Source organism: Alicycliphilus sp. T452, assembly GCF_054512775.1.
This window is the reverse complement of sequence record NZ_JBTNEH010000007.1, coordinates 38,507-57,760: the sequence shown is the minus strand read 5'-3', so window position 1 is coordinate 57,760 and position 19,254 is coordinate 38,507. Positions and strand designations below refer to the sequence as shown.

Sequence of the window (19,254 nt, the reverse complement as noted above, 5' to 3'; positions counted from 1 at the left end):
CTGATGCGCCCGGTCATGGCGCATCGTGCAGATCCCAGTGCCGCGCCATGGCGCGGATGGACGTGGTGAGCAGGTCTATGAAAGCCAGGGTGGCGGCGGAGGGCTGGCGATTGGACGCTCGCACGACGTACAGCGCATTGCCGACGCCGGCGACTTCATGGTTCTGCAGCACCCGCACCAGATCGCCGCGCTTGAGCGCTTCGCATACGGCGTAGCTGGGCAGCAAGGCGATGCCCAGGCCTTGCGATGCCGCGTTGAACAGGAACTGGTAGTCGCCCGATTGGATAGATGCGCCGTGCTGCACCAGTACCTTGCCCGAGCCGCCCGGGCCAGTGAATTCCATCCGCTGGCCCAGCGTCAAGGGCGCAATCAGCCTGGCTTGCTTCAGGTCCGCGGGCTGGTCCATGTGCAGTGCGTGCTGTTGCAGGTACTGCGGCGTACAGACCAGACACCAGCGGATGTCGCACACCTTGGTCGCGACATGGTCGTTCAGGGGTGCGGAAGTGATGTGGATCGCCAGATCGACCTTGGACGCCACCAGGTCGTGGATCTGGTCGTTGATGACCAGGCGCAGCTGGAGTTCCGGGTGGCTTTTGCAGAATTCCAGGATCAAGGGCTTGAGGTAGAAGTGCCCTAGCCCGGTGGGGATGCGCACCCGTATCTCGCCACTCACGGTGCGGTGCATCTGCTCGATCTTGCGCTGCGCATCCTGCAGCTCGTTCATGGCCTGCTGGCAGTGCCCGTAAAGGATGCGCCCGGCCTGGGTCAGCTCCACGTGCTTCGTCGTGCGGCGCAGCAGCTGCGCACCGTATTCCCTCTCCAGCGCCTTGAGGCGGCGCGAGACGTTGGAGCGCGTCATGCCCGATCGCCCTGCGGCGTCGGTGAGATTCCTGGACTCCGCGATCGCGATGAACATGCGCACCAGATTCAGATCCATGCAGCCTCCCCGGGCCGTTCGTTCGATGCGCTGATTGTTGAGCACGAATCAACATCACTGGCTATTTTTTGCGGATTCCCAGCATTGGCTGCGCCGCCTACCATGCCTGCGAACATGACGACCGGGAAGGGCAGGCGGCGGCCAGCGCCGCGGCCTTCCCGGCGAAGGAGACGATGAGTGGATACGACGCCGGTCCAGGGGCTCATGCCGCTGCAGGGATTCACCGTGCTGGATCTGAGCCAGGGTGTGGCAGGCCCTTACTGCGCGCAGTTGCTGGCTGGCCAGGGCGCGAGGGTGATCAAGGTCGAGCCGCCCCAGGGCGACTGGGGGCGCCACGTCGGCGTCGCCAGCGAAGGGCACAGCACCATTTCCAGCACCTACAACAGCGGCAAGCAAAGCTTGGCCATCGATGCCAGGCGCCCGGAAGGCAGGGCGGTGATCCTGCGGTTGGCGGAACGGGCCGACGTCATCGTGCAGAACTTCCGCCCCCAGGTCGTGGAGCGCCTGGGCCTGGACTACGAAAGCCTGCGGGCGCGCGGCCTCGGGCCCGTGTACGTGTCCATCAGCGGCTACGGGCCGGACGGGCCGTTCGCGGACCATCCGGCCACCGATTCCGTCATGCAGGCGGACTCGGGCCTGATGCACACCAACCGGGATGCCGGCGGGACGCCGCAGCGCATAGGCCTGCTGCTGGCCGACATAGCCGCCGGCGTGTACGCGGCGCAGGCATGCACCGCGGCGCTGCTGCACAGGACCCGTACCGCGGAGGGCAGCCACGTGCAGATCAGCCTGTTCAACGTCTGCTGCGCGCTGCAGTCCACGGTCTTTTCCGAGGAGCTGGCCGGCGCGCAGGCCGCCCGGCAGCCCGTCAGCGCGCCCAACGGGATATTCGACGCCGCGGACGGCAAGCTGACCATACTGGCCTTGAACAACGAGCAGTTCCTGAGGATCTGCAAGGCCTTCGACCTGCGGCACTGGGAAACCGACCCGCGTTTTGCCAGCAACGCGCTGCGCCTGGAGCACAAGGCGCTGCTGCATGCCGAGCTGTCCCGAAAGGTCGCGCCCCAATCGCTGGCGCAGCTGGAGGTGCTGCTCGGGCAGCACCAGGTGCTGCACGCCCGTGTCCGGGAAGGCAGGGGCGTGGTGGAGCATCCGCAGGCCAGGCATTTGCACACGTTCCAGACCATCGAGCAGCCGGGCTTCGGGCCGCTGCTGTGGGCCGCGGCGCCGTGGGCCTGCCATGCGGGCGCCGCGCAGCCGGCGCCGCGCATAGGCGAGCACAGCCGGGCCATCCTGCACGGCCTTGGCCTGGCTGCACAGGAAATCGCTGCGCTTGTCGCGCAGCAGGTCGTCGCGGTTTGAACCGGAGGTCAGGGATGAACACCATGAAAGCTCTCGTCTGCCGGGAATTCGGCCCGCCGCAGGACGTGGTCGCGCTGCAGGATGTCGCGCCAGCCCCCCGGGCCGGCATGGACGAAGTGCTGGTCGAAGTGCACTACGCCACGGTGAGCCACGCCACCGGGCTGCTGATCGAGGGCCGCTATCAAAAGACCCCGCCGCTTCCCTTCGTGCCCGGCACGGAAGGCGTGGGCCGGGTGCTTGCCTGCGGCGGCAACGTCGGCCACGTCAGGCCGGGGGACCTGGTGGCCTTCATCTGCGACTGGGGGGCTTACGGCGAGCAGATCGTGGTGCATGGCGCCACCGTGTATCCCGTCGCCGCCGGGCTCGATGCGCTGCAGGCGCTCGCCGTGCCGATCTCCTACGGAACGGCCTATGCGGCGCTGCACTGGCGGGCGCAGCTGCGCCAGGGCGACACCGTCCTGGTGCTGGGCGCGGGCTCAGGGGTCGGCGCCGCGGCGGTCGAGCTGGCACGGCTTGTCGAAGGCGTCACGGTCATCGCCTGCGCCAGCAGCGCGCAGAAGCGCCAGGCCGCGCTGCAGGGCGGGGCGCACCATGCAGTCGGGCCGGACGGCCTGACCGGGCAGGTCAAGCAGCTCACGCAGGGGCGGGGCGCGGACCTGGTGTTCGACCCCGTTGGCGGCGACCTGCTGCTGCAGGCGCTGCGCTGCACCGCGCAGAACGGAAAGATCGTCAGCATAGGCTTTGCCAGCGGAACGATCCCCCAGGTTCCCATGAACATCCTGCTGGTCAAGAACCTCACCGTGTTCGGCTTCTTCTATGGCCAATACATAGGCTGGACACCGGCCAACGAGCGCGCGAAATACGCGGCGCAGATGCAGGCCATGATGGCCGAGCTCTTCGCGCTGGCCCGGCGCGGGGCCATCCATCCGGCCGTCACCCAGGTTTTTCCCATGGACCAACTCTGCCAGGCATTGAGTGCTTTGCACGGCCGCAACGTGGTGGGGAAAGTCGCACTCGCAATCAAAGGAGACATACCATGAAGCAGCACCCCCATCACGCCACCCCCGCGTGGCATGGCAGCAGGCGCAAGGCGTTGCAGGCACTGGCGTCTGCGGCGGCGCTCGGCGCGGCGGCCCTGGCGCCGGCGGTGGCACGGGCGGCGACGGACTATCCCAAGGCGCCGATCAGGCTGGTCGTGCCCTATCCCCCGGGCGGCCCCACGGACCTGGTGGGGCGCGTGGTGGCGGCCGCGATGGGCGACATACTGAAGCAGAGCATCTTCGTCGACAACAAGCCCGGAGCCAGCGGCATGGTGGGCTCGGCCATGGTGGCGAAAGCCCCGGCGGACGGGTACACGCTGCTGAGCAACGCCTCGCTGCACGTCATCAACCCCGCCGTGTACGACAAGGTGCCGTACGACGCGTTCAACGACTTCGCGCCCATCACCCAGATCGTCGACGTGCCCCTGGTGCTGGTCGTCAAGAGCGACATGCCCGTGTCCAGCGTGCAGGAGCTGATCGCCTACCTGAAGCAGAGCAAGGGCGCGGTGAACTTCGCGTCGGCGGGCAACGCCTCGTCGCAGCACCTCTCGGGCGAGCTGTTCAAGATACGGACGGGCATTGCGATGCAGCACGTGCCCTACAAGGGAAGCTCGCCCGCGCTCACCGACCTGATGGGCGGGCAGGTGCAGCTGATGTTCGACTCCATGCCTTCGGCCATGCCGTTCATCACGTCGGGAAAACTCAAGGCGCTTGCCGTCACGACCAAAAAACGCTCCAGCTCATTGCCACAGGTACCGACCATGCAGGAGGCGGGGGTCGCCGGCTTCGAAACCAGCACCTGGTACGGGCTGTGGGCGCCGAGGAACACGCCTGCGGACGTGGTGGGAATACTGGCGAAGGCAGCGCAGGAGGCGCTCAGGAAACCCGAGATCGCGGCGCAGTACCAGCGCATGGGGGCCGAGCCCGTGGGCTCCAGCCCTCAGGAGTTTGAGGCCTACATGAAATCCGAAGAGAAGAAGTGGGCCGAGATCGTGCGGCTGTCCGGCGCCAAGGCGGACTAGGAGCCCTCCTTTTCAAGTTCGAAGCCCCTGTCAGCCTGGCCCCGGGCCGCCATCGGCGTGTGCCTGCTCCAGGAGCCAGCTGGAGAATTCTTCCCGCGCCGAGAAGGCGGCGACGTCGCGCTTCCAGCATAAGAAGTAGCCGCGCCCGGATGACACCTCAATGTCGAACGGCATGACCAGCTCGCCGGCCTGCAGTTCGCGCTCCACCAGGCAGGCGGGAACCACGGCCACGCCCATCTCGGCCTTGGCGGCGACGATGAGATGCATCGTCAGGTCGAAGCCGGGCCCCAGGCGCGGCGTGCAGGGCGCGCCGGCCTTGGCGAACCAGCGCGCCCAGTTGTCCGGGAAGTTCGTGTGGTGCAACAGGGTTGCGTCCTGCAGGTCGCGCGGCGTGCGGTACGCCTTGGCCAGGCGCGCGGTGCACACGGGGATGAGTTCGCGGCCGACCAGGTAGCGGGTCTGTATGCGGTCGGGCCAGCGGCGGCTGGGGCGCTTCACGTCGAGCCACAGGTCGACGTCGTCGCGCGTGAAGTCCTCGTCGTGCCTGAACTGCCTGAGCTCCACCTTCACGCCGGGGCTGCGCTCGTGGAACCCGGGCAGCCGCGGCATGAGCCATTGGATGCTCAGCGTGGGAATGGCGCTCAGGCGCACGAGCTGGGGCCGCGATGCCCGGCCCAGCGTTTCCGCCGCCGATTCCAGCGCCAGCACATGCCGCTCGACCAGCTTGCGCCACTGCGCCCCGCGCGGCGTGAGCACCACCCCGGCGGGGGAGCGCTCGAACAGCCGCCCGGCGGCCAGGTGTTCTTCCAGGCGCTGCACCGCGCGGCTCACGGCGGCCTGGGTCACGCACAGGTCGTCCGCCGCGCGGCGGAAGCTGCCCTGCCGGCAGACGGCCAGGAAGGCGTGCAGCTCGATCAGTGACGGGGAGAGGATCTTCATGCCGGGGGGTATTACACCGTGTTATCGCGAAGGACGAAATTGTCGTTTGTCAGCGGTGCCCTGCGTCCGTAATCTTTGGCTTTCCCCCGCTTTTCACCGAGACAAGAGATGCAAATCAACCGACGCGAATTCGTTGGCCTGGCTGCCGCCGGCAGCCTGGCCCCCTGGGTGCATGCCCATGCCGCGGACGCATATCCGTCCAAGCCCATCATGCTCGTGGTGCCGTTCACGCCCGGCGGCTCGGTGGACAATTCCGGCCGCCTGATGGCGGACCGCCTGAGCCGCGAGCTGGGCGTGCCCGTGGTGGTGGACAACAAGGGCGGGGCCGGCGGCACCCTGGGGTCGGCCTTCGTCGCCAAGGCCAAGCCCGATGGCTACACCCTCGTCGTGGCCTCGCAGAGCACGCATGTGGTGAACCCCGCCGTGAACCCCAACCTGCCTTATGACGCGGTGAAGGACTTCATGCCCATCACCCTGATCGACCGCCTGGCGAACGTGCTGTTGGTGAACGCCAGCGTGCCCGTGCAGACGTTCGCCGACCTGGTGAAGTACGCCCAGGCCCACCCCGGCAAGCTGAACTACGCCAGCGCGGGGGTCGGCTCCGTGTCGCACCTGAGCATGGAGCTGCTGAAGACCCAGGCCCGGATACACGTGACCCACATTCCGTACCGCGGCGCCGGCGTGGCCCTGACGGACCTGCTCGCCGGCCAGGTCCATCTGGCCTGGAACAACCTGTCCTCGAACCTGTCCAACATCCGCAACGGCAAGCTGCGTGCGCTGGCCGTGGCCGCTCCCCAGCGCGTGCCGCAGCTGCCCGACGTGCCGACGTTCGCCGAGCTGAAGCTGCCCGACCTGAACCTCACGTCCTGGACCGGCCTGGCGGCGCCCGCCCACACCCCCGACATCATCGTCGGGCGCCTGTACTCGGCCGTGCGCAAGGTGCTGCAGGACCCGGCCACGCAGGCCACCTGGGTGGAGAAGGGCATGATGGTGCCGGAAGACGTGAAACCGCAGGCCTACCAGGCGGAGATCGTGGAGCGCATCAAGTTCTATCAACGCATCGCCAAGGCCAACAACATCGTCATCGAATGAGCGATACCCCAGACCGCCGGGCGGCGTATGCCCGGATCGACCAGTTCCTGCCCTATGAGCAGGAACTGGTGGCCATACGCCGCCACCTGCACCAGAACCCGGAGCTCGCCTTTGCCGAGCATGGCACGGCCGACTTCGTCGCGGGCAAGCTGCAGGAGTGGGGCTACGAGGTGGCGCAGGGCATCGGCGGCACCGGCCTGGTGGGTACCCTGCGCCAGGGGCGCGGCAGCCGCCGCCTGGGCATCCGCGCCGACATGGATGCGCTGCCCATCCAGGAGGCCACCGGCGCGGCGCATGCCAGCCGCACGCCGGGGCTGATGCACGCCTGCGGGCACGACGGGCACATGACCATGCTGCTGGGCGCCGCCAAGTACCTGGCGCGCCAGCGCAACTTCTGCGGCACGCTGCACCTGATCTTCCAGCCCGCCGAGGAGCGCGGCTTCGACAGCGGCGGCAAGGCGATGGTGGACGATGGCCTTTTCGAGCGCTTCCCCTGCGACGCGGTGTACGCCATGCACAACCACCCGGGCGTGCCCCAGGGGCGCTTTCTCCTGCGCAGCGGCGCCTTCATGGCCGCGGGCGACCGCGTGTTCATCAAGGTCGTGGGGGTGGGCGGGCATGCGGCGCGGCCGCACCTGGCGGCAGACCCCCTGGTGGCTGCCGCGGCCATCGTCACGGGCCTGCAGACGGTGGTGGCGCGCAACGTGGACCCGGCCGAATCGGCCGTGGTCACGGTGGGGCGCCTGCGCGCCGGCGACGCCTTGAACGTCATACCCGCCGACGCCGAGATCGGCATCAGCGTGCGCTCCTTCACGCCGCAGGTGCGGGCCCTGCTCAAGGAGCGCATCACGGCGCTCGCAGACGGCATTGCGCAGGCGCACGGCACGCGCGCGGAGATCGACTACGTCGAGGGCTACCCGGTGCTGGTGAACGACCCCGAGGCCGTGGCGCTCGCGGCGCAGGTGGCCACCGACCTGGTGGGCGCCGACGCCGTGGTCCTCGAACACCCCCGGCTCATGGGTAGCGAGGACTTCGCCTACATGCTGCAGCGCTGCCCCGGCGCGCTCGTGCGCATCGGCAATGGCCCCGCCGATGGCGGACGCGGCCTGCACAACCCGAAGTACGACTTCAACGACTGCAACCTGCCCTACGGCGCGGCCTTCTGGAGCCAGCTGGCGCAGCGGTTCCTGTGTTGACGCAGGGGTCGTCAGCCGCACCCCCGGGTAAACCCTCTCTAACGGCACCAAAACCCCCGCTTCGGCAAAAGGAGATTCCCAGGGGGCGGGCAAAGCCGCACCATCTCGCGCCATGCGGGCACGTCTGCCTTCGTGGCGGTGCCGCGCTGTTTCCCGAGAGTCTTTGCAGGAGATATGCCCATGTCCACACCCACCCGCCGCCTGGCCCTTGCCGCCCTGGCCATCACCCCGTCGCTGCTTGCGGCGCTGCCCGCCGCCGCGCAGGACGCGCAGCCCGTGCGCCTCATCGTGGGCTATGCCGCCGGCGGCCCCGTGGATCAGGGCGCGCGCCTGTTCGCCCCGGTGCTGGCCAAGGAGCTGGGCCAGCCGGTGATGGTGGAAAACAAGACCGGCGCCAACGCCACCATTGCCGGCAACGAGGTCGTGCGCTCCAAGCCCGACGGGCTGACGCTGTGGTACGCCGCCAGCCCCACCATCACCATCAGCCCCAACGTGATGAGCAAGATGCCGTTCGACCCGGCCAGGGACCTGACTCCGGTGGCGCCGGTGCTGAGCTACTACAACGCGCTGGTGGTGAACAACAACGAACCCTACAAAACCGTGCAGGATCTGGTGGCCTACGCCAAGGCCAACCCCGGCAAGCTGGCCTACGGCTCGGCCGGCGTGGGCGGTTCCAACCACCTGGGCGCGCTGCTGTTCGCCAAGCGCAGCGGCATCGAGATGAACCACATCCCCTACAAGGGCAACGCACCGGCGATGACCGACGTCATCGGCGGCCAGCTCAACATGATGCTGGACATCATCAGCACCGCCAGCAACTACATCCACAGCGGCAAGGTGCGCGCCATCGCCGTGACCTCGCCGCAGCGCAATGCCTCGCTGCCCGACGTGCCCACTTTCGCCGAGTCGGGCATCGAGGGCCTGAAGGGCTTCGACGTGGGCGGCTGGTACGGCGTCTACGGTCCCAAGGGCATGAGCCCTGAACTGGTGGCCAAGCTCAACAAGGCCATCAATGCCGCCCTGGCGCAGCCCGACCTGAAGAAGCGCTACAAGGAGCTGGGCTACGACGAATGGACGGGCAGCCCCCAGAAGCTGGCCGAGCGCGCCGCCAAGGAGCGCGCCATGTGGGCCACGGTGACCCAGGGCATCGTGGTCGATTGAGCCGGGCCGCATGGCAGAACGCATCCACCAACTGCTGGAGCGCTGGCTGGCCGAGGCGCCCGGCCAGCCCTTCATCCACCTGCCGGACGGCCGCAGCCTGAGCTTTGTCGACCTGGGCGCGCTCACCGACGCCGCCGAGGCCGAGCTGCGCCGGCTGGACGTGCGCGCCGGCGACCGCGTGCTGGTGGCGGCCGAGAACTGCCCCGAGCACGCCGCGCTGATCCTGGCCTGCAGCCGCGTCGGCGCCTGGTCGTGCGGCGTGAATGCGCGCATGGCGCCGGGCGAGGTCGATGCCTTTGCCGCCAAGGCCGACGTGCGCGTGCTCTACTTCACCGCCAGCAGCTCGCGCGCCGCCGCCGCCCATGCCGACCGCCATGCCGCCGTCGCCAGCGTGCTGCCCGGCATGCGCCGCGGCGCCGTGCGCGCGCAGGCCACCGTGGAGCCGCCGCCGCTGCAGGGCGACGTGGCGGCGCTCATCTTCACCTCGGGCACCACGGGCGCACCCAAGGGCGTGATGGTCACGCACGAGGCGCTGATCCACTTCGCCCGCGTGTCCGCCGCATCGCGCGGCCTGGGCCCGCAGGACCGCTGCTACGCCTTCGTGCCCATGACGCACATCTTCGGCTTGGCCACGGTGCTGCTGACCTCGCTGCACGCCGGCGCGCAGCTGGTGCTGCGCCCGCAGTTCGACCCGGCCGACCTGCTCGACGCCCTGGCGCACCACGGCGTGACGCAGCTGCAGGGCCCGCCGGCGCTGTTCTCGCGCCTGCTGGCCCATCTGCACGCGCAGGGCATCGCACGCCCCGAGGCGCCGGTGCTGCGCTACGTCTACACCGGCGCGGGGCCGCTCGATCTGACGCTGAAACAGCGTGTGGAGGCGGCCTTCGGCCAGGCGCTGCACCACGGCTACGGCCTGTCGGAATACGCCGGCTCGATCCACCTCACGCGCCTGGGCGAGCAGCGCCCCGACACCAGCGTGGGCTACGTGGTGCCGGACGCCGAGGTGCAGGTCACCGATCCCGTCACCGGCCAGCCCATGCCCGTAGGCCAGCGCGGCGAGCTGTGGCTGCGCGGGCGCGGCCTGATGCGCGGCTACTTCCGCGACCCGCAGGCCACTGCGGCCGTGATGCGCGCGGGCGGCTGGTACGCCAGCGGCGACCTGGGCGAACTGCGTGCCGACGGCGCGCTGTTCGTCGTCGGGCGCCTGAAGGAAATGATCATCCGCTCCGGCTTCAACGTCTATCCGGCCGAGGTCGAGCTGGCGCTCAACCAGCTGCCCGGCGTGCAGCGCAGCGCCGTCGTCGGCCGCCCCATAGAAGACGGCAACGAGGAGGTCATCGCCTTCGTCGAGCTGAGCGCCGGCGCCACCTTCGACGAGGCCGCCGCGCGCGAGCGGCTGCGCGAGCAGCTCGCGCCCTACAAGCAGCCCAGCCGCATCGCCGTCGTGGCCGAGCTGCCCACCAGCCACAACGGCAAGGTGCTCAAGCGCCGACTGCAAGAGCAGGCCGCCAAACTTTGAATCAAGGAAGACACACCATGCCCATCCAAATGACACGCCGCAGCCTGGTCGCAGGTGGCCTGCTGGCCGCTGCCACGCAGCCCTTCGCCGCACTGGCCTCCGATGCATGGCCCGCCAAGCCCGTGCGCTTCATCGTGCCCTTTCCGCCGGGTGGCCCCGTGGACACCACGGCCCGCGCCGCGAGCGTGAAGCTGTCCGAGATCTGGAAGACGCCCACCGTCATCGACAACCGCGCCGGCGCCGGCGGCGTGGTCGGCGCCCAGGCCGCGGCGCGCGAGGCGCCCGACGGCTACACGCTGTTCATGGGAGCCATCCACCACTCGGTCAACCCCACGCTGATGGGCAACCTGCCCTACGACATCGAGAAGGACTTCGCACCCGTCAGCTTCGCCGCCATGTTCCCCGTGTTCATCGTGGCGCACCAGTCGGTTCCGGCCAACACCCTGCAGGAGCTTATCGCCCTGGCCAAGAAGCCGGGCAGCAACCTGAGCTATGGCTCCTCGGGCAACGGCGGCGGCACCCACCTGGCGGGCGAGCTGTTCAACATGGAGGCCTCTACCCGCCTGCAGCACGTGCCCTACAAGGGCAGCGCGCCGGCCATGAACGATCTGCTGGGAGGCCAGGTGCAGCTCATGTTCAGCGACGCACCCACCGCGCTACCGCACATCAAGAGCGGCCGCATCAAGGTGCTGGCCGTGGCCAGCCGCAAGCGCTCGGCCATGCTGCCCGACGTGCCCGCCGCGGCCGAGGCCGGCCTGCCCGGCTACGAGGCCTATTCGTGGACCGCGCTGTTCGCCCCCGCCAGGACGCCCCAGGCCGTGCTGGACAAGATCAACGCCGACTTCAACACCGCCTTCAAGGACCCCGCGATACGCCAGCGCCTGCTGGACGCAGGCGCCGAGGCGGCCCCCGGCACACAGCAGGAGATGCGCCAGTTCCTGCGCGCCGAGATTGCCAAGTGGGCCAAGGTGATCAAGACGGCGGGAATCACGGCGGGGTGAGTAGAAAAGGCTGCTGAGGCCCGTATTTCAGGCGTCGGCAGCTCTTTTCTTGGAAGCAGTCAAACGGGGCGGGAAGCCGGTTTTTGTCAAACCGCCAGATTCTTGCGCCCCAGCACTTTCAGCAAGGCGGCGACGCGGTCGGTCATTTCCTGGAAGGCCGCGTCCGCCTGGGCCTGGGTCTCCGTGGGCTGGGCGACCTTGCGTCCCTCGGCCTCCAGGCGGCCGCGGATTTCGGGCTTGACCACGGCCTCTCCGATGGCTTTGCGCAGGGCGGCGACGCGGTCGGCCGGTGTGCCCTTGCGCATGAAGTAGCCGCCACCGATCTCGTGCACGAAATCGGGTATCTGCTTGCTCTGGGTGATGGGGGCAAGGTGCTTCAGGCCCGGTGCCATGTCCTTGGAGAAACTGGAGATGATCTTCAATCGGCCCTGTTCCCGCATGCCATCAAAACTTGTCTGGTAGGCCAGGATGGCAAAGTCCACCTGCCCGCCGGCCAGATCCTGCAATGCGGGCGCCGCCCCTTTATAGGGCACGTGCAGGAACGGCAGGCTCAAGCGCGTCGCCAGCGCATCGCCCATCAGGTGGTAGAGCGAGTCGATGCCCACCGATGCGTAGGTTAGCGGCTTGTCCTTTTGCTGGCGGGCATAGTCCAGGAATTCGTCCATGGTGTTCACGGGGATGCCGTTGCGCACCAGCAGCACGATGGACGCCGTCGTGATGGGCGCTGCGAAGACGAAGTCCCAGGGCTTGTAGCGTGCCGCCGGGTTGAGCATGGGCGGCAGGATCACCTCGTTGGGGGAACCGTGCAGAAAGGTGTAGCCGTCGGCCGGTGCGCTCAATACCTTGTTGGCGCCGATCAGCCCGGTGCCGCCGCCGTAGTTCTCCACGATCACCTGCTGGTTCAGGCTGTGGGTGAAGGACTCGGCAAAGATGCGCGCCGACGCGTCGCTGGCACCTCCGGCGGGGTAGGGCACCACCAGGGTCAGCGGCTTGGCGGGAAAGGTGTCGGCGGCCCAGGCCGGCAGCCCTGCCAGGGTGCAAGTGGCGCCGGCCGACTGCAGAAAATGACGGCGGGTGAAAGTACGCATGAGGTCTCCTGGTTCAAAGATCAGACAAGGCTGCTTTGAGCCAGATGCACCCAAAGCGCCGCGCCTATCGGCAAGGCGTCGTCGTTGAAGTCGTACAGCGGGTTGTGCACGTTGCAGCCCCCGTCTTCGCCGGTGCCATTGCCCAGGCGTATGTAGGCGCCGGGGCGGTGCTCCAGCATGTAGGCGAAGTCTTCGCTGCCCATGACGGGAGGACGGTCCACGACGTTGTCGGCGCCCACCAGGCGCATGGCGGCCTGGCGCAGTACCTCCGTCTGCGCGGCGTGGTTGACCAGCACCGGGTATTTGCGCTCGTAGACCACTTCGGCCTGCAGTTGATAACTTTGCGCCTGTGCGGCGATGAACTCACGGATGCGCTGTTCCACGAGCGTGCGTACCCTGGGATCGAGCGTGCGCACGCCGATCTTGAGCTGCGCGCTCTCGGGCACCACGTTGTAGGCCTCGCCGGCCTGTATCGAACCCACGGTGATCACTGCCGACTTGAGCGCATCGATCTCGCGCGAGACGATGGATTGCAGGCCCAGCGTGATGCTGGCTGCGCATTGCATGGGATCTATGCCGTGGTGGGGCATGGCGCCATGGGCGCCGCGCCCGCGCAGCGTCACCGTGGCGCGGTCGAAGGACGCCATCAGCGGGCCGGGACTGATGGCCATCTGGCCTACAGGCAAACCCGGCGAGTTGTGCAGCGCATAGACCTCGTCGCAGGGAAACAGCGTGAACAGGCCCTCATCCACCATGCGCAGCGCGCCGCCCTCGTTCTCCTCGGCAGGCTGGAAGATCAGGTGCAGGGTGCCGCTGAAGTTGGCCGACTCGGCCAGGTAGCGGGCGGCGCACAGCAGCATGGCCGTATGTCCGTCATGGCCACAGGCGTGCATCTTGCCCGCGTGGCGGCTGGCGTAATCCAGGCCGGTCTTTTCTTGGATGGGCAGCGCATCCATGTCGGCGCGGATGCCCAGGCGGCGGCTGCCGCCGCCTTTGCGCAGCGTACCGACGACACCGGTGCCGCCCAGGCCGCGATGTACCTGGTAGCCCCAGGCGGCCAGCCGCTCGGCGACAAGGTCGCTGGTGCGGCGTTCCTCGAAGGCCAGTTCCGGGTGTGCATGAAGGTCGCGGCGGATGGCGATGAACTCCGGCGACAGGGCGCGCATGGCGTGCAGCAATGCAGTAGATACCAATGAATCCATGGGTGTGGCGACAGTTCGTTGTAAGCGCTGAAAGCAATGTTCTTGGTGGCCGTTCAATCCTCGCTGACGAGCTTGACGTCGCAATACGCCTGCAGGCCCTCGATGCCGCATTCCGAGCCCCAGCCGCTTTCCTTGACGCCGCCGAACGGCGCCTCGGGCATCGAGACGTTGAGGCTGTTGATGCCCAGCATGCCGGTCTGCAGCCCGCGCGCGAGCTGCATGCGCGTGGCGCTGTGCTGCGTGAAGGCGTAGCTCGCCAGGCCGTAGGGCAGGCGGTTGGAGCGCTCGATCGCCTCCTCCACGCTGTCCACGCGGTTGATGAGTGCGAGCGGGCCGAAGGGTTCCTCGTTCATGAGCCGCGCGTCCTCGGGCACGCCCGTGAGCACCGTGGGCTGCCAGAAGAAGCCCGGCCCTTCGATGGCCTGGCCGCCGCACTCCACGCGCGCGCCGCGCCGCACGGCGTCGTCGATCAGCGCGCGCATGGCCTGCAGCCGGCGCGGGTTGGCCAGCGGGCCCATGCTGCTCGACTCCTGCAGGCCGTCGCCGGGCACCAGCCGGCGCGTGCGTTCCACGAAAGCCTGCACGAAGGCGTCGTACACCTGCGCATGCACGTAGAAGCGCGTGGGCGCGATGCAGATCTGCCCCGCGTTGCGGTACTTGCCGGCCACCAGCAGGCTGGCCGCCTGCTCCACGTCGGCGTCGGCGCAGACGATGGCCGGCGCGTGGCCGCCCAGCTCCATGGTTGCGCGCTTGAGCCCCTTGGCCGCCTGCTGCGCCAGCAGCTTGCCCACGGCCGTCGAGCCCGTGAACGAGAACTTGGCGACGATGGGGCTGTCGAGCAGGTAGGACGATACCTCGGCCGGCACGCCGAACACGGCGTTGAGCACGCCGGGCGGCAGGCCCGCGTCGTGCAGCGCGCGCACGAGCGCCAGCCCTGTGCCGGGCGTCTCCTCGGCGAGCTTGAGGATCAGCGTGCAGCCCGCGGCCAGCGCCCCGGCGATCTTGCGCGCGGGCGTGACGGCCGGGAAGTTCCACGGGGTGAACGCCGCGCACACGCCCACGGGCTCGTGCAGCACGGTGATGCGCTGCGCGAGCGTGCGCCCCGGCACCACGCGGCCGTAGTTGCGCCGGCCCTCCTCGGCGTACCAGTCGAAGGTGTCGGCGCTGGCCAGCGCCTCCAGGCGCGCCTCGCGCAGCGGCTTGCCCTGCTCCAGCGTCATGGTGCGCGCGATGGCGTCGGCGCGCTCGCGCACCAGCGCGGCGGCGGCGCGCAGGATGCGCGAGCGCTCCAGCGGCGCGGTCGCGCGCCAGCCGGGGAAGGCGCGGCGGGCGGCACCCAGCGCTTCGTCCAGGTCCGCGCGCGTGGCGTGGGGCAGCCGCGCCAGCGCCTGGCCGGTGGCGGGGTTCAGCACTTCCCCGGTGGCGCGGCCGCCGGCGTCGAGCCAGCGGCCGTCGATGTAGAGCTGCGGCTGGGCATAGGCCGGCGTGTCGGCGGATTCGTGTTGCATCGTTCAAGCCCCCATGCGGATGATCTGGCGGATGGCCTCGCCGCGCGCGAGGCGGTCGAAGCCTTCGTTGATCTCGTCCAGCGCCAGCGTGCCGGTGACGAGCCGGTCCACGGGCAGGCGCCCCGCCTCGTACAGCGCGATGTAGCGCGCCACGTCGCGCCGCGGGATGCAGCTGCCCATGTAGCTGCCCTTGAGTGTGCGCTCCTCGGCCACCAGGTGCCACACGGGCAGGCTCACCGCCTGGGCGTTGGCCGGCAGGCCCACGGTGACCGTGCTGCCGCCGCGCCGCGTGACGCGGTAGGCCAGTTCGAGCGCCTTGGCCGAACCCACCATTTCGAACGCATGGTCCACGCCGCCGCCCGTGAGGTCGCGCAGCGTCTGCACCGCGTCGGGGTCGGCGGCATTGACCGTGTCGGTGGCGCCGAAGCGGCGGGCCAGCGTCAGCTTCTCGTCGCTCAGGTCCACCGCCACCACCCGCGCGGCGCCCGCAGCCACCGCGCCCATGATGCCCGACAGGCCCACGCCGCCCAGCCCCACCACGGCCACGCTCTGCCCCGGCTGCACGCGCGCGGTGTTGGCCACGGCGCCCACGCCGGTCATCACGGCGCAGCCGAACAGGGCCGCGACGTCCAGCGGTATGCGCTTGTCGATCTTCTGCACGCCCCGGCGCGAGAGCACCGCGTGCTCGGCGAAGGCCGAAACGCCCACGAAGTGCGCGATGGGCTGCCCACCGCGCGACAGGCGCCGCGCGCCCGACAGCAGCGTGCCCGCCACGCCGGCCTGGGCGGCGGGCTCGCACAGCACGGGGCGGCCCTCGGCGCAGGGCAGGCAGCTGCCGCAGCCGGGCACGAACAGCAGCACCACGTGGTCGCCCACCGCGAGGTCGTCCACGCCCTCGCCCAGCGCCTGGACCACGCCCGAGGCCTCGTGGCCGAGCACGATGGGCGTGTCGCGCGGGCGGTCGCCGTTGATGATGGACAGGTCGGAGTGGCAGATGCCCGCTGCGGCCACCTGCACGAGCACCTCGCCGGGGCCGGGGGGCGCGAGGTCCACCTCCCAGATCTCCAGGGGCCGGCTTTGCGCGTAGGGCGCGGGCGCGCCCGTGCGCGTGAGTACGGCGGCGCGCGTCTTCATGGTGCCTTCACCAGCTTGCAGGTGCTCTTGGACAGGGGGCGGAACGCCTGGTCGCCGGGGATGGTGGACAGCACCTTGTAGTAGTCCCAGGGGTACTTGGACTCGTCGGGCTTCTTCACCTCGACGAGGAACATGTCGTGCACCATGCGCCCGTCCTCGCGCACCCGGCCGTTCTGCGCGAAGAAGTCCTTGAGCGGAGCGGCCTTGAGCTGGCGCGCCACGGCAAGGCCGTCGTCGGTGCCCGCCGCCCGCACGGCCTTGAGGTACTGCGTCACGGCCGAGTAGGCGCCCGCGTGGATCATCGAGGGCATCTTCTTCATCTTCTCGAAGAACCGGCGCGCCCACTGCCGCGTCTCGTCGGTCCGGTCCCAGTAGAAACCCGTGGTGAACACCATGCCCTGGCCGTGCCTGAGGCCCAGCGCGTGGATGTCGTTGATGAACATGAGGCTGGGCACCATGGTCTGCTTGCGCGTGATGCCGAACTCATTGGCCGCCTTGACGGTGTTGACCGTGTCCGATGTCGCATTGGCCAGCGCGATCACCGGGGCCTTGGACGACTGGGCCTGCAGCAGGAACGAGGAGAAGTCGCTTGCGTTGAGCGGGTGGAAGGTGCTGCCCACGATCCTGCCGCCCCCGGCTTGCACGAATTCGGTGAGGTTGGCCGTCATGGCCTTGCCGAAGGCATAGTCCACGCCGACGATGAACCAGTCCTTCTTGCCCTGGGCCAGGATGCCGCGCACCGCGCCGTTGGCCAGCGCGTAGCTGTCATAGGTGTAGTGGATGGCCGTGGGCGCGCAGTGCTCGTTGGTGAGGATGTCGGAGGCCCCGCCCGTGTTGATCACGAGCTTGTTGCGCTCGCGCGCGAGGTTGTTCACGGCCACGGCCACCGAGGTGTTGTTGATGTCGATGATCAGGTCCACGCCCTCGCGGTCGAACCACTCGCGCGCGCGGGTGGAGCCGATGTCGGCCTTGTTCTGGTGGTCGGCCCAGACCACCTCGATCTTCTTGCCGAGCACCTGGCCGCCGAAGTCCTGCACGGCCATGCGGGCGGACTCGACTGAGCCCTTGCCCGCCGTGTCGGCGTACAGGCCCGACATGTCGCTCAGCACCCCGATGCGCACCACGTCGTCGGAAATCACCTGGGAGTGGGCGGTACCGCTGCCGGCCCAGAGAGCCCCAGCAAGGGGCAGCAAAAATCGCAGGGGGAAGTAACCCATTGAGACACTCCTTGGTCGTGAACCTGTTGGAAAAGAGGCTCGCACGGCGGCGTGCGACATGGCATGAGCACTGCGACGCATGCTATGAAGCCCCCGTACGAGCGCCTATGCGCGTTTGTGAAAGCTGGGGTTCCATCCGCGCGAAGCCGGGTTTTCACGCAGTACGAGCCCCATCGTCCCTGAAGACACCCTTCCAGATTGGCGAATTGAAGCGCCGGGCCTGTGCAGGCATGCTGGCAGCCATGCATCTGAGCGCACACACCCACTATCAGGCCGAGCTCGACGCTGGCCGCTTCTGCATACAGCACTGCCCTCAGTGCCAGACACACGTGTTCACCCCGCGCGAGCTGTGTCCGCACTGCGGCGCCAGCCCCCTGCGCTGGGTGCGTCCCAGCGGCCTGGGCACGGTCTATTCCACCAGCACGATCCTGCGCAAGCAGGATGCCGGCGGCAACTACAACGTGGCCCTGATCGACCTGGACGAAGGCGTTCGCATGATGAGCCGCGTGGAGGGCGTGGCGCCCGAGTCCGTGGCCATCGGCCAGCGCGTGCAGGCCCACGTGGCGCACAAGGACGGTCGCGGCCTGGTGCTGTTCACCCCGGCGCAGGCGCAAGGAGGTGCCGCATGAGCCGCGTTCCCGAATCCCGCCTGGACGCCGCCGCCGTGAACCGCCCGCTGCGCGGCCGAGTGGCCATCGCCGGCGCCGCCACCTACGGCTGCGGCGAGGCGCCCGGCATGGACGACATGACCCTGCTGGTGCGCGCCGCGCATGCGGCCGTGGCCGATGCGGGCCTGACCATGCAGGACATCGACGGCCTGGCCACCTGCAGCGTCAACGCCAGCATGTGGACCATGCCGGTGATCGAGCACCTCGGCATCAACCCGACCTACGTGGACGGCACCATGATCGGCGGCTCGAGCTTCATCGCCCATCTGCTGCCGGCGATCCGCGCGCTCGAGGCCGGGCAGTGCCAGGCCGTGCTGGTGTGCTACGGCAGCGCGCAGCGTTCGGCCACCTTCGGGCGCAAGGAAAGCGTGGCCGCGCGGCGCTTCCTCGACCCGCAGCCCTACGAGCACCCGTACGAGCCCGTGCTGCCGGTCACCGCCTATGCGCTGGCGGCGGCGCGCCACATGCACGAGTTCGGCACCACGCGCGAGCAGCTGGCCGAGGTGGCCGTGGCCGCGCGCGCCTGGGCGCAGCAAAATCCCGAGGCCTTCATGCGCGACCCGCTGTCCATCGAGGACGTGCTCTCGGCCCGCACCATCGCCAGCCCCCTGGGCGTGCGCGACTGCTGCCTGGTCACCGACGGCGGCGGCGCCCTGGTGCTGGTGCGCGCCGAGCGTGCGCGCGAGCTGCCCCAGCCACCGGTCTACGTGCTCGGCAGCGCCACGGCCATCTGGCACCGCCAGATCTCGTGCATGCCCGACCTGACCACCACCGCCGCCGCGCAGTCCGGCGCCCAGGCCTTCGCCATGGCGGGCCTGAAGGCGGCCGACATGGACATGGCCCAGGTCTACGACGCCTTCACCATCAACACCCTGCTGTTCCTGGAGGACCTGGGCTTTTGCGCCAAGGGCGAGGGCGGCGCCTTCGTCCAGAACGGCGGCATCGCCCCCGGCGGGCGCCTGGCCGTGAACACCAACGGCGGCGGCCTGTCGTGCGTGCACCCGGGCATGTACGGCATCTTCGCGCTCATCGAGGCCGTGCGCCAGCTGCGCGGCCAGGCCGGGCAGCGCCAGCTCGCGCGCCACCGCACGGCCGTAGTGCACGGCAACGGCGGCACGCTGTCGAGCCAATCCACCGCCGTGCTCGGCACGGCCGAAACCCTGTAGAA

17 protein-coding genes are annotated in these 19,254 nt (G+C 69.1%); 10 read left to right on the top strand and 7 right to left on the bottom strand.

All coding sequences use genetic code 11. The features are described 5' to 3' along the window. Positions 1–13: 13 nt before the first annotated feature. Positions 14–937: a LysR family transcriptional regulator gene (locus ACX12L_RS08205; RefSeq protein ID WP_459262185.1), complete on the bottom strand. Its 924-nt coding sequence runs from the start codon at positions 935–937 to the stop codon at positions 14–16. A 177-nt stretch (positions 938–1,114) separates the two neighbouring features. On the opposite strand from ACX12L_RS08205, the gene ACX12L_RS08200 reads away from it, so the two are divergent. The 3 genes from ACX12L_RS08200 to ACX12L_RS08190 are packed head-to-tail and all read left to right on the top strand — an operon-like array spanning position 1,115 to position 4,361. Next, positions 1,115–2,299: a CaiB/BaiF CoA transferase family protein gene (locus ACX12L_RS08200; protein ID WP_459262184.1), complete on the top strand. Its 1,185-nt coding sequence runs from the start codon at positions 1,115–1,117 to the stop codon at positions 2,297–2,299. Between the two features lie 14 nt (positions 2,300–2,313). Then, entirely contained in the window at positions 2,314–3,339 is a 1,026-nt protein-coding gene (locus tag ACX12L_RS08195) for an NADPH:quinone oxidoreductase family protein (RefSeq protein ID WP_459262183.1), read from the top strand. Further along, positions 3,336–4,361 (top strand): tripartite tricarboxylate transporter substrate binding protein, encoded by a 1,026-nt coding sequence (locus ACX12L_RS08190; protein ID WP_459262182.1) that lies wholly within the window; start codon positions 3,336–3,338, stop codon positions 4,359–4,361. Before ACX12L_RS08195 ends, ACX12L_RS08190 begins: the two co-directional genes overlap by 4 nt. A 30-nt stretch (positions 4,362–4,391) precedes the next feature. Here the strand turns inward: ACX12L_RS08190 and ACX12L_RS08185 are convergent, their stop codons facing one another. Beyond that, on the bottom strand, positions 4,392–5,300 hold the full coding sequence (locus ACX12L_RS08185) for a LysR substrate-binding domain-containing protein (RefSeq protein ID WP_459262181.1): 909 nt from the start codon (positions 5,298–5,300) through the stop codon (positions 4,392–4,394). A gap of 108 nt (positions 5,301–5,408) precedes the next feature. Between ACX12L_RS08185 and ACX12L_RS08180 the strand changes: the two genes are divergently transcribed. The 5 genes from ACX12L_RS08180 (at position 5,409) to ACX12L_RS08160 (ending at position 11,269) form a co-directional block, all read left to right on the top strand. Next, a complete protein-coding gene (locus ACX12L_RS08180) occupies positions 5,409–6,392 on the top strand; it encodes a Bug family tripartite tricarboxylate transporter substrate binding protein (RefSeq protein WP_459262180.1) in 984 nt (327 codons plus the stop codon). Continuing rightward, on the top strand, positions 6,389–7,588 hold the full coding sequence (locus ACX12L_RS08175; RefSeq protein WP_459262179.1) for a M20 aminoacylase family protein: 1,200 nt from the start codon (positions 6,389–6,391) through the stop codon (positions 7,586–7,588). The genes ACX12L_RS08180 and ACX12L_RS08175 overlap by 4 nt, the downstream gene beginning before the upstream one ends. 180 nt (positions 7,589–7,768) lie before the next feature. Next, on the top strand, positions 7,769–8,749 hold the full coding sequence (locus ACX12L_RS08170) for a Bug family tripartite tricarboxylate transporter substrate binding protein (protein ID WP_459262178.1): 981 nt from the start codon (positions 7,769–7,771) through the stop codon (positions 8,747–8,749). 10 nt (positions 8,750–8,759) lie between these two features. After that, a complete protein-coding gene (locus ACX12L_RS08165; protein WP_459262177.1) occupies positions 8,760–10,268 on the top strand; it encodes a class I adenylate-forming enzyme family protein in 1,509 nt (502 codons plus the stop codon). Positions 10,269–10,285: 17 nt separating this feature from the next. Then, the gene (locus tag ACX12L_RS08160; protein ID WP_459262176.1) at positions 10,286–11,269 is read left to right on the top strand and encodes a tripartite tricarboxylate transporter substrate binding protein; all 984 of its coding nucleotides are present in this window, start codon (positions 10,286–10,288) and stop codon (positions 11,267–11,269) included. An 86-nt stretch (positions 11,270–11,355) separates the two neighbouring features. On the opposite strand, the gene ACX12L_RS08155 is transcribed toward ACX12L_RS08160, so the two are convergent. The 5 genes from ACX12L_RS08155 to ACX12L_RS08135 are packed head-to-tail and all read right to left on the bottom strand — an operon-like array spanning position 11,356 to position 17,418. After that, positions 11,356–12,357 (bottom strand): Bug family tripartite tricarboxylate transporter substrate binding protein, encoded by a 1,002-nt coding sequence (locus ACX12L_RS08155; protein ID WP_459262175.1) that lies wholly within the window; start codon positions 12,355–12,357, stop codon positions 11,356–11,358. A 20-nt stretch (positions 12,358–12,377) separates the two neighbouring features. After that, a complete protein-coding gene (locus ACX12L_RS08150) occupies positions 12,378–13,559 on the bottom strand; it encodes a M20 aminoacylase family protein (protein WP_459262174.1) in 1,182 nt (393 codons plus the stop codon). A 53-nt stretch (positions 13,560–13,612) separates the two neighbouring features. Beyond that, the gene (locus ACX12L_RS08145) at positions 13,613–15,067 is read right to left on the bottom strand and encodes an NAD-dependent succinate-semialdehyde dehydrogenase (RefSeq protein WP_459262173.1); all 1,455 of its coding nucleotides are present in this window, start codon (positions 15,065–15,067) and stop codon (positions 13,613–13,615) included. 3 nt (positions 15,068–15,070) lie between these two features. After that, positions 15,071–16,201: a zinc-dependent alcohol dehydrogenase family protein gene (locus tag ACX12L_RS08140; protein ID WP_459262172.1), complete on the bottom strand. Its 1,131-nt coding sequence runs from the start codon at positions 16,199–16,201 to the stop codon at positions 15,071–15,073. Next, positions 16,198–17,418, bottom strand: a complete 1,221-nt coding sequence (locus ACX12L_RS08135; protein WP_459262171.1) for an ABC transporter substrate-binding protein — start codon at positions 17,416–17,418, stop codon at positions 16,198–16,200. The genes ACX12L_RS08140 and ACX12L_RS08135 overlap by 4 nt, the downstream gene beginning before the upstream one ends. A gap of 242 nt (positions 17,419–17,660) precedes the next feature. Here ACX12L_RS08135 and ACX12L_RS08130 point away from each other — a divergent pair, with 242 nt between their 5' ends. Both ACX12L_RS08130 and ACX12L_RS08125 read left to right on the top strand, forming a co-directional pair. After that, complete coding sequence (locus ACX12L_RS08130) at positions 17,661–18,047, top strand: Zn-ribbon domain-containing OB-fold protein (RefSeq protein WP_459262170.1); 387 nt, start codon at positions 17,661–17,663, stop codon at positions 18,045–18,047. After that, positions 18,044–19,252, top strand: coding sequence for a thiolase (locus tag ACX12L_RS08125; protein WP_459262169.1), 1,209 nt, complete (start codon positions 18,044–18,046; stop codon positions 19,250–19,252). The genes ACX12L_RS08130 and ACX12L_RS08125 overlap by 4 nt, the downstream gene beginning before the upstream one ends. The last annotated feature ends 2 nt before the right edge of the window (positions 19,253–19,254 follow it).

Coding starts and splice junctions, on each gene's coding strand:
- ACX12L_RS08135 (WP_459262171.1), bottom strand. CDS start 17,418: ATGGGTTACTTCCCCCTGCGATTTTTGCTGCCCCTTGCTGGGGCTCTC.
- ACX12L_RS08125 (WP_459262169.1), top strand. CDS start 18,044: ATGAGCCGCGTTCCCGAATCCCGCCTGGACGCCGCCGCCGTGAACCGC.
- ACX12L_RS08150 (WP_459262174.1), bottom strand. CDS start 13,559: ATGGATTCATTGGTATCTACTGCATTGCTGCACGCCATGCGCGCCCTG.
- ACX12L_RS08175 (WP_459262179.1), top strand. CDS start 6,389: ATGAGCGATACCCCAGACCGCCGGGCGGCGTATGCCCGGATCGACCAG.
- ACX12L_RS08130 (WP_459262170.1), top strand. CDS start 17,661: ATGCATCTGAGCGCACACACCCACTATCAGGCCGAGCTCGACGCTGGC.
- ACX12L_RS08205 (WP_459262185.1), bottom strand. CDS start 937: ATGGATCTGAATCTGGTGCGCATGTTCATCGCGATCGCGGAGTCCAGG.
- ACX12L_RS08165 (WP_459262177.1), top strand. CDS start 8,760: ATGGCAGAACGCATCCACCAACTGCTGGAGCGCTGGCTGGCCGAGGCG.
- ACX12L_RS08190 (WP_459262182.1), top strand. CDS start 3,336: ATGAAGCAGCACCCCCATCACGCCACCCCCGCGTGGCATGGCAGCAGG.
- ACX12L_RS08140 (WP_459262172.1), bottom strand. CDS start 16,201: ATGAAGACGCGCGCCGCCGTACTCACGCGCACGGGCGCGCCCGCGCCC.
- ACX12L_RS08145 (WP_459262173.1), bottom strand. CDS start 15,067: ATGCAACACGAATCCGCCGACACGCCGGCCTATGCCCAGCCGCAGCTC.
- ACX12L_RS08195 (WP_459262183.1), top strand. CDS start 2,314: ATGAACACCATGAAAGCTCTCGTCTGCCGGGAATTCGGCCCGCCGCAG.
- ACX12L_RS08155 (WP_459262175.1), bottom strand. CDS start 12,357: ATGCGTACTTTCACCCGCCGTCATTTTCTGCAGTCGGCCGGCGCCACT.
- ACX12L_RS08160 (WP_459262176.1), top strand. CDS start 10,286: ATGCCCATCCAAATGACACGCCGCAGCCTGGTCGCAGGTGGCCTGCTG.
- ACX12L_RS08170 (WP_459262178.1), top strand. CDS start 7,769: ATGTCCACACCCACCCGCCGCCTGGCCCTTGCCGCCCTGGCCATCACC.
- ACX12L_RS08185 (WP_459262181.1), bottom strand. CDS start 5,300: ATGAAGATCCTCTCCCCGTCACTGATCGAGCTGCACGCCTTCCTGGCC.
- ACX12L_RS08180 (WP_459262180.1), top strand. CDS start 5,409: ATGCAAATCAACCGACGCGAATTCGTTGGCCTGGCTGCCGCCGGCAGC.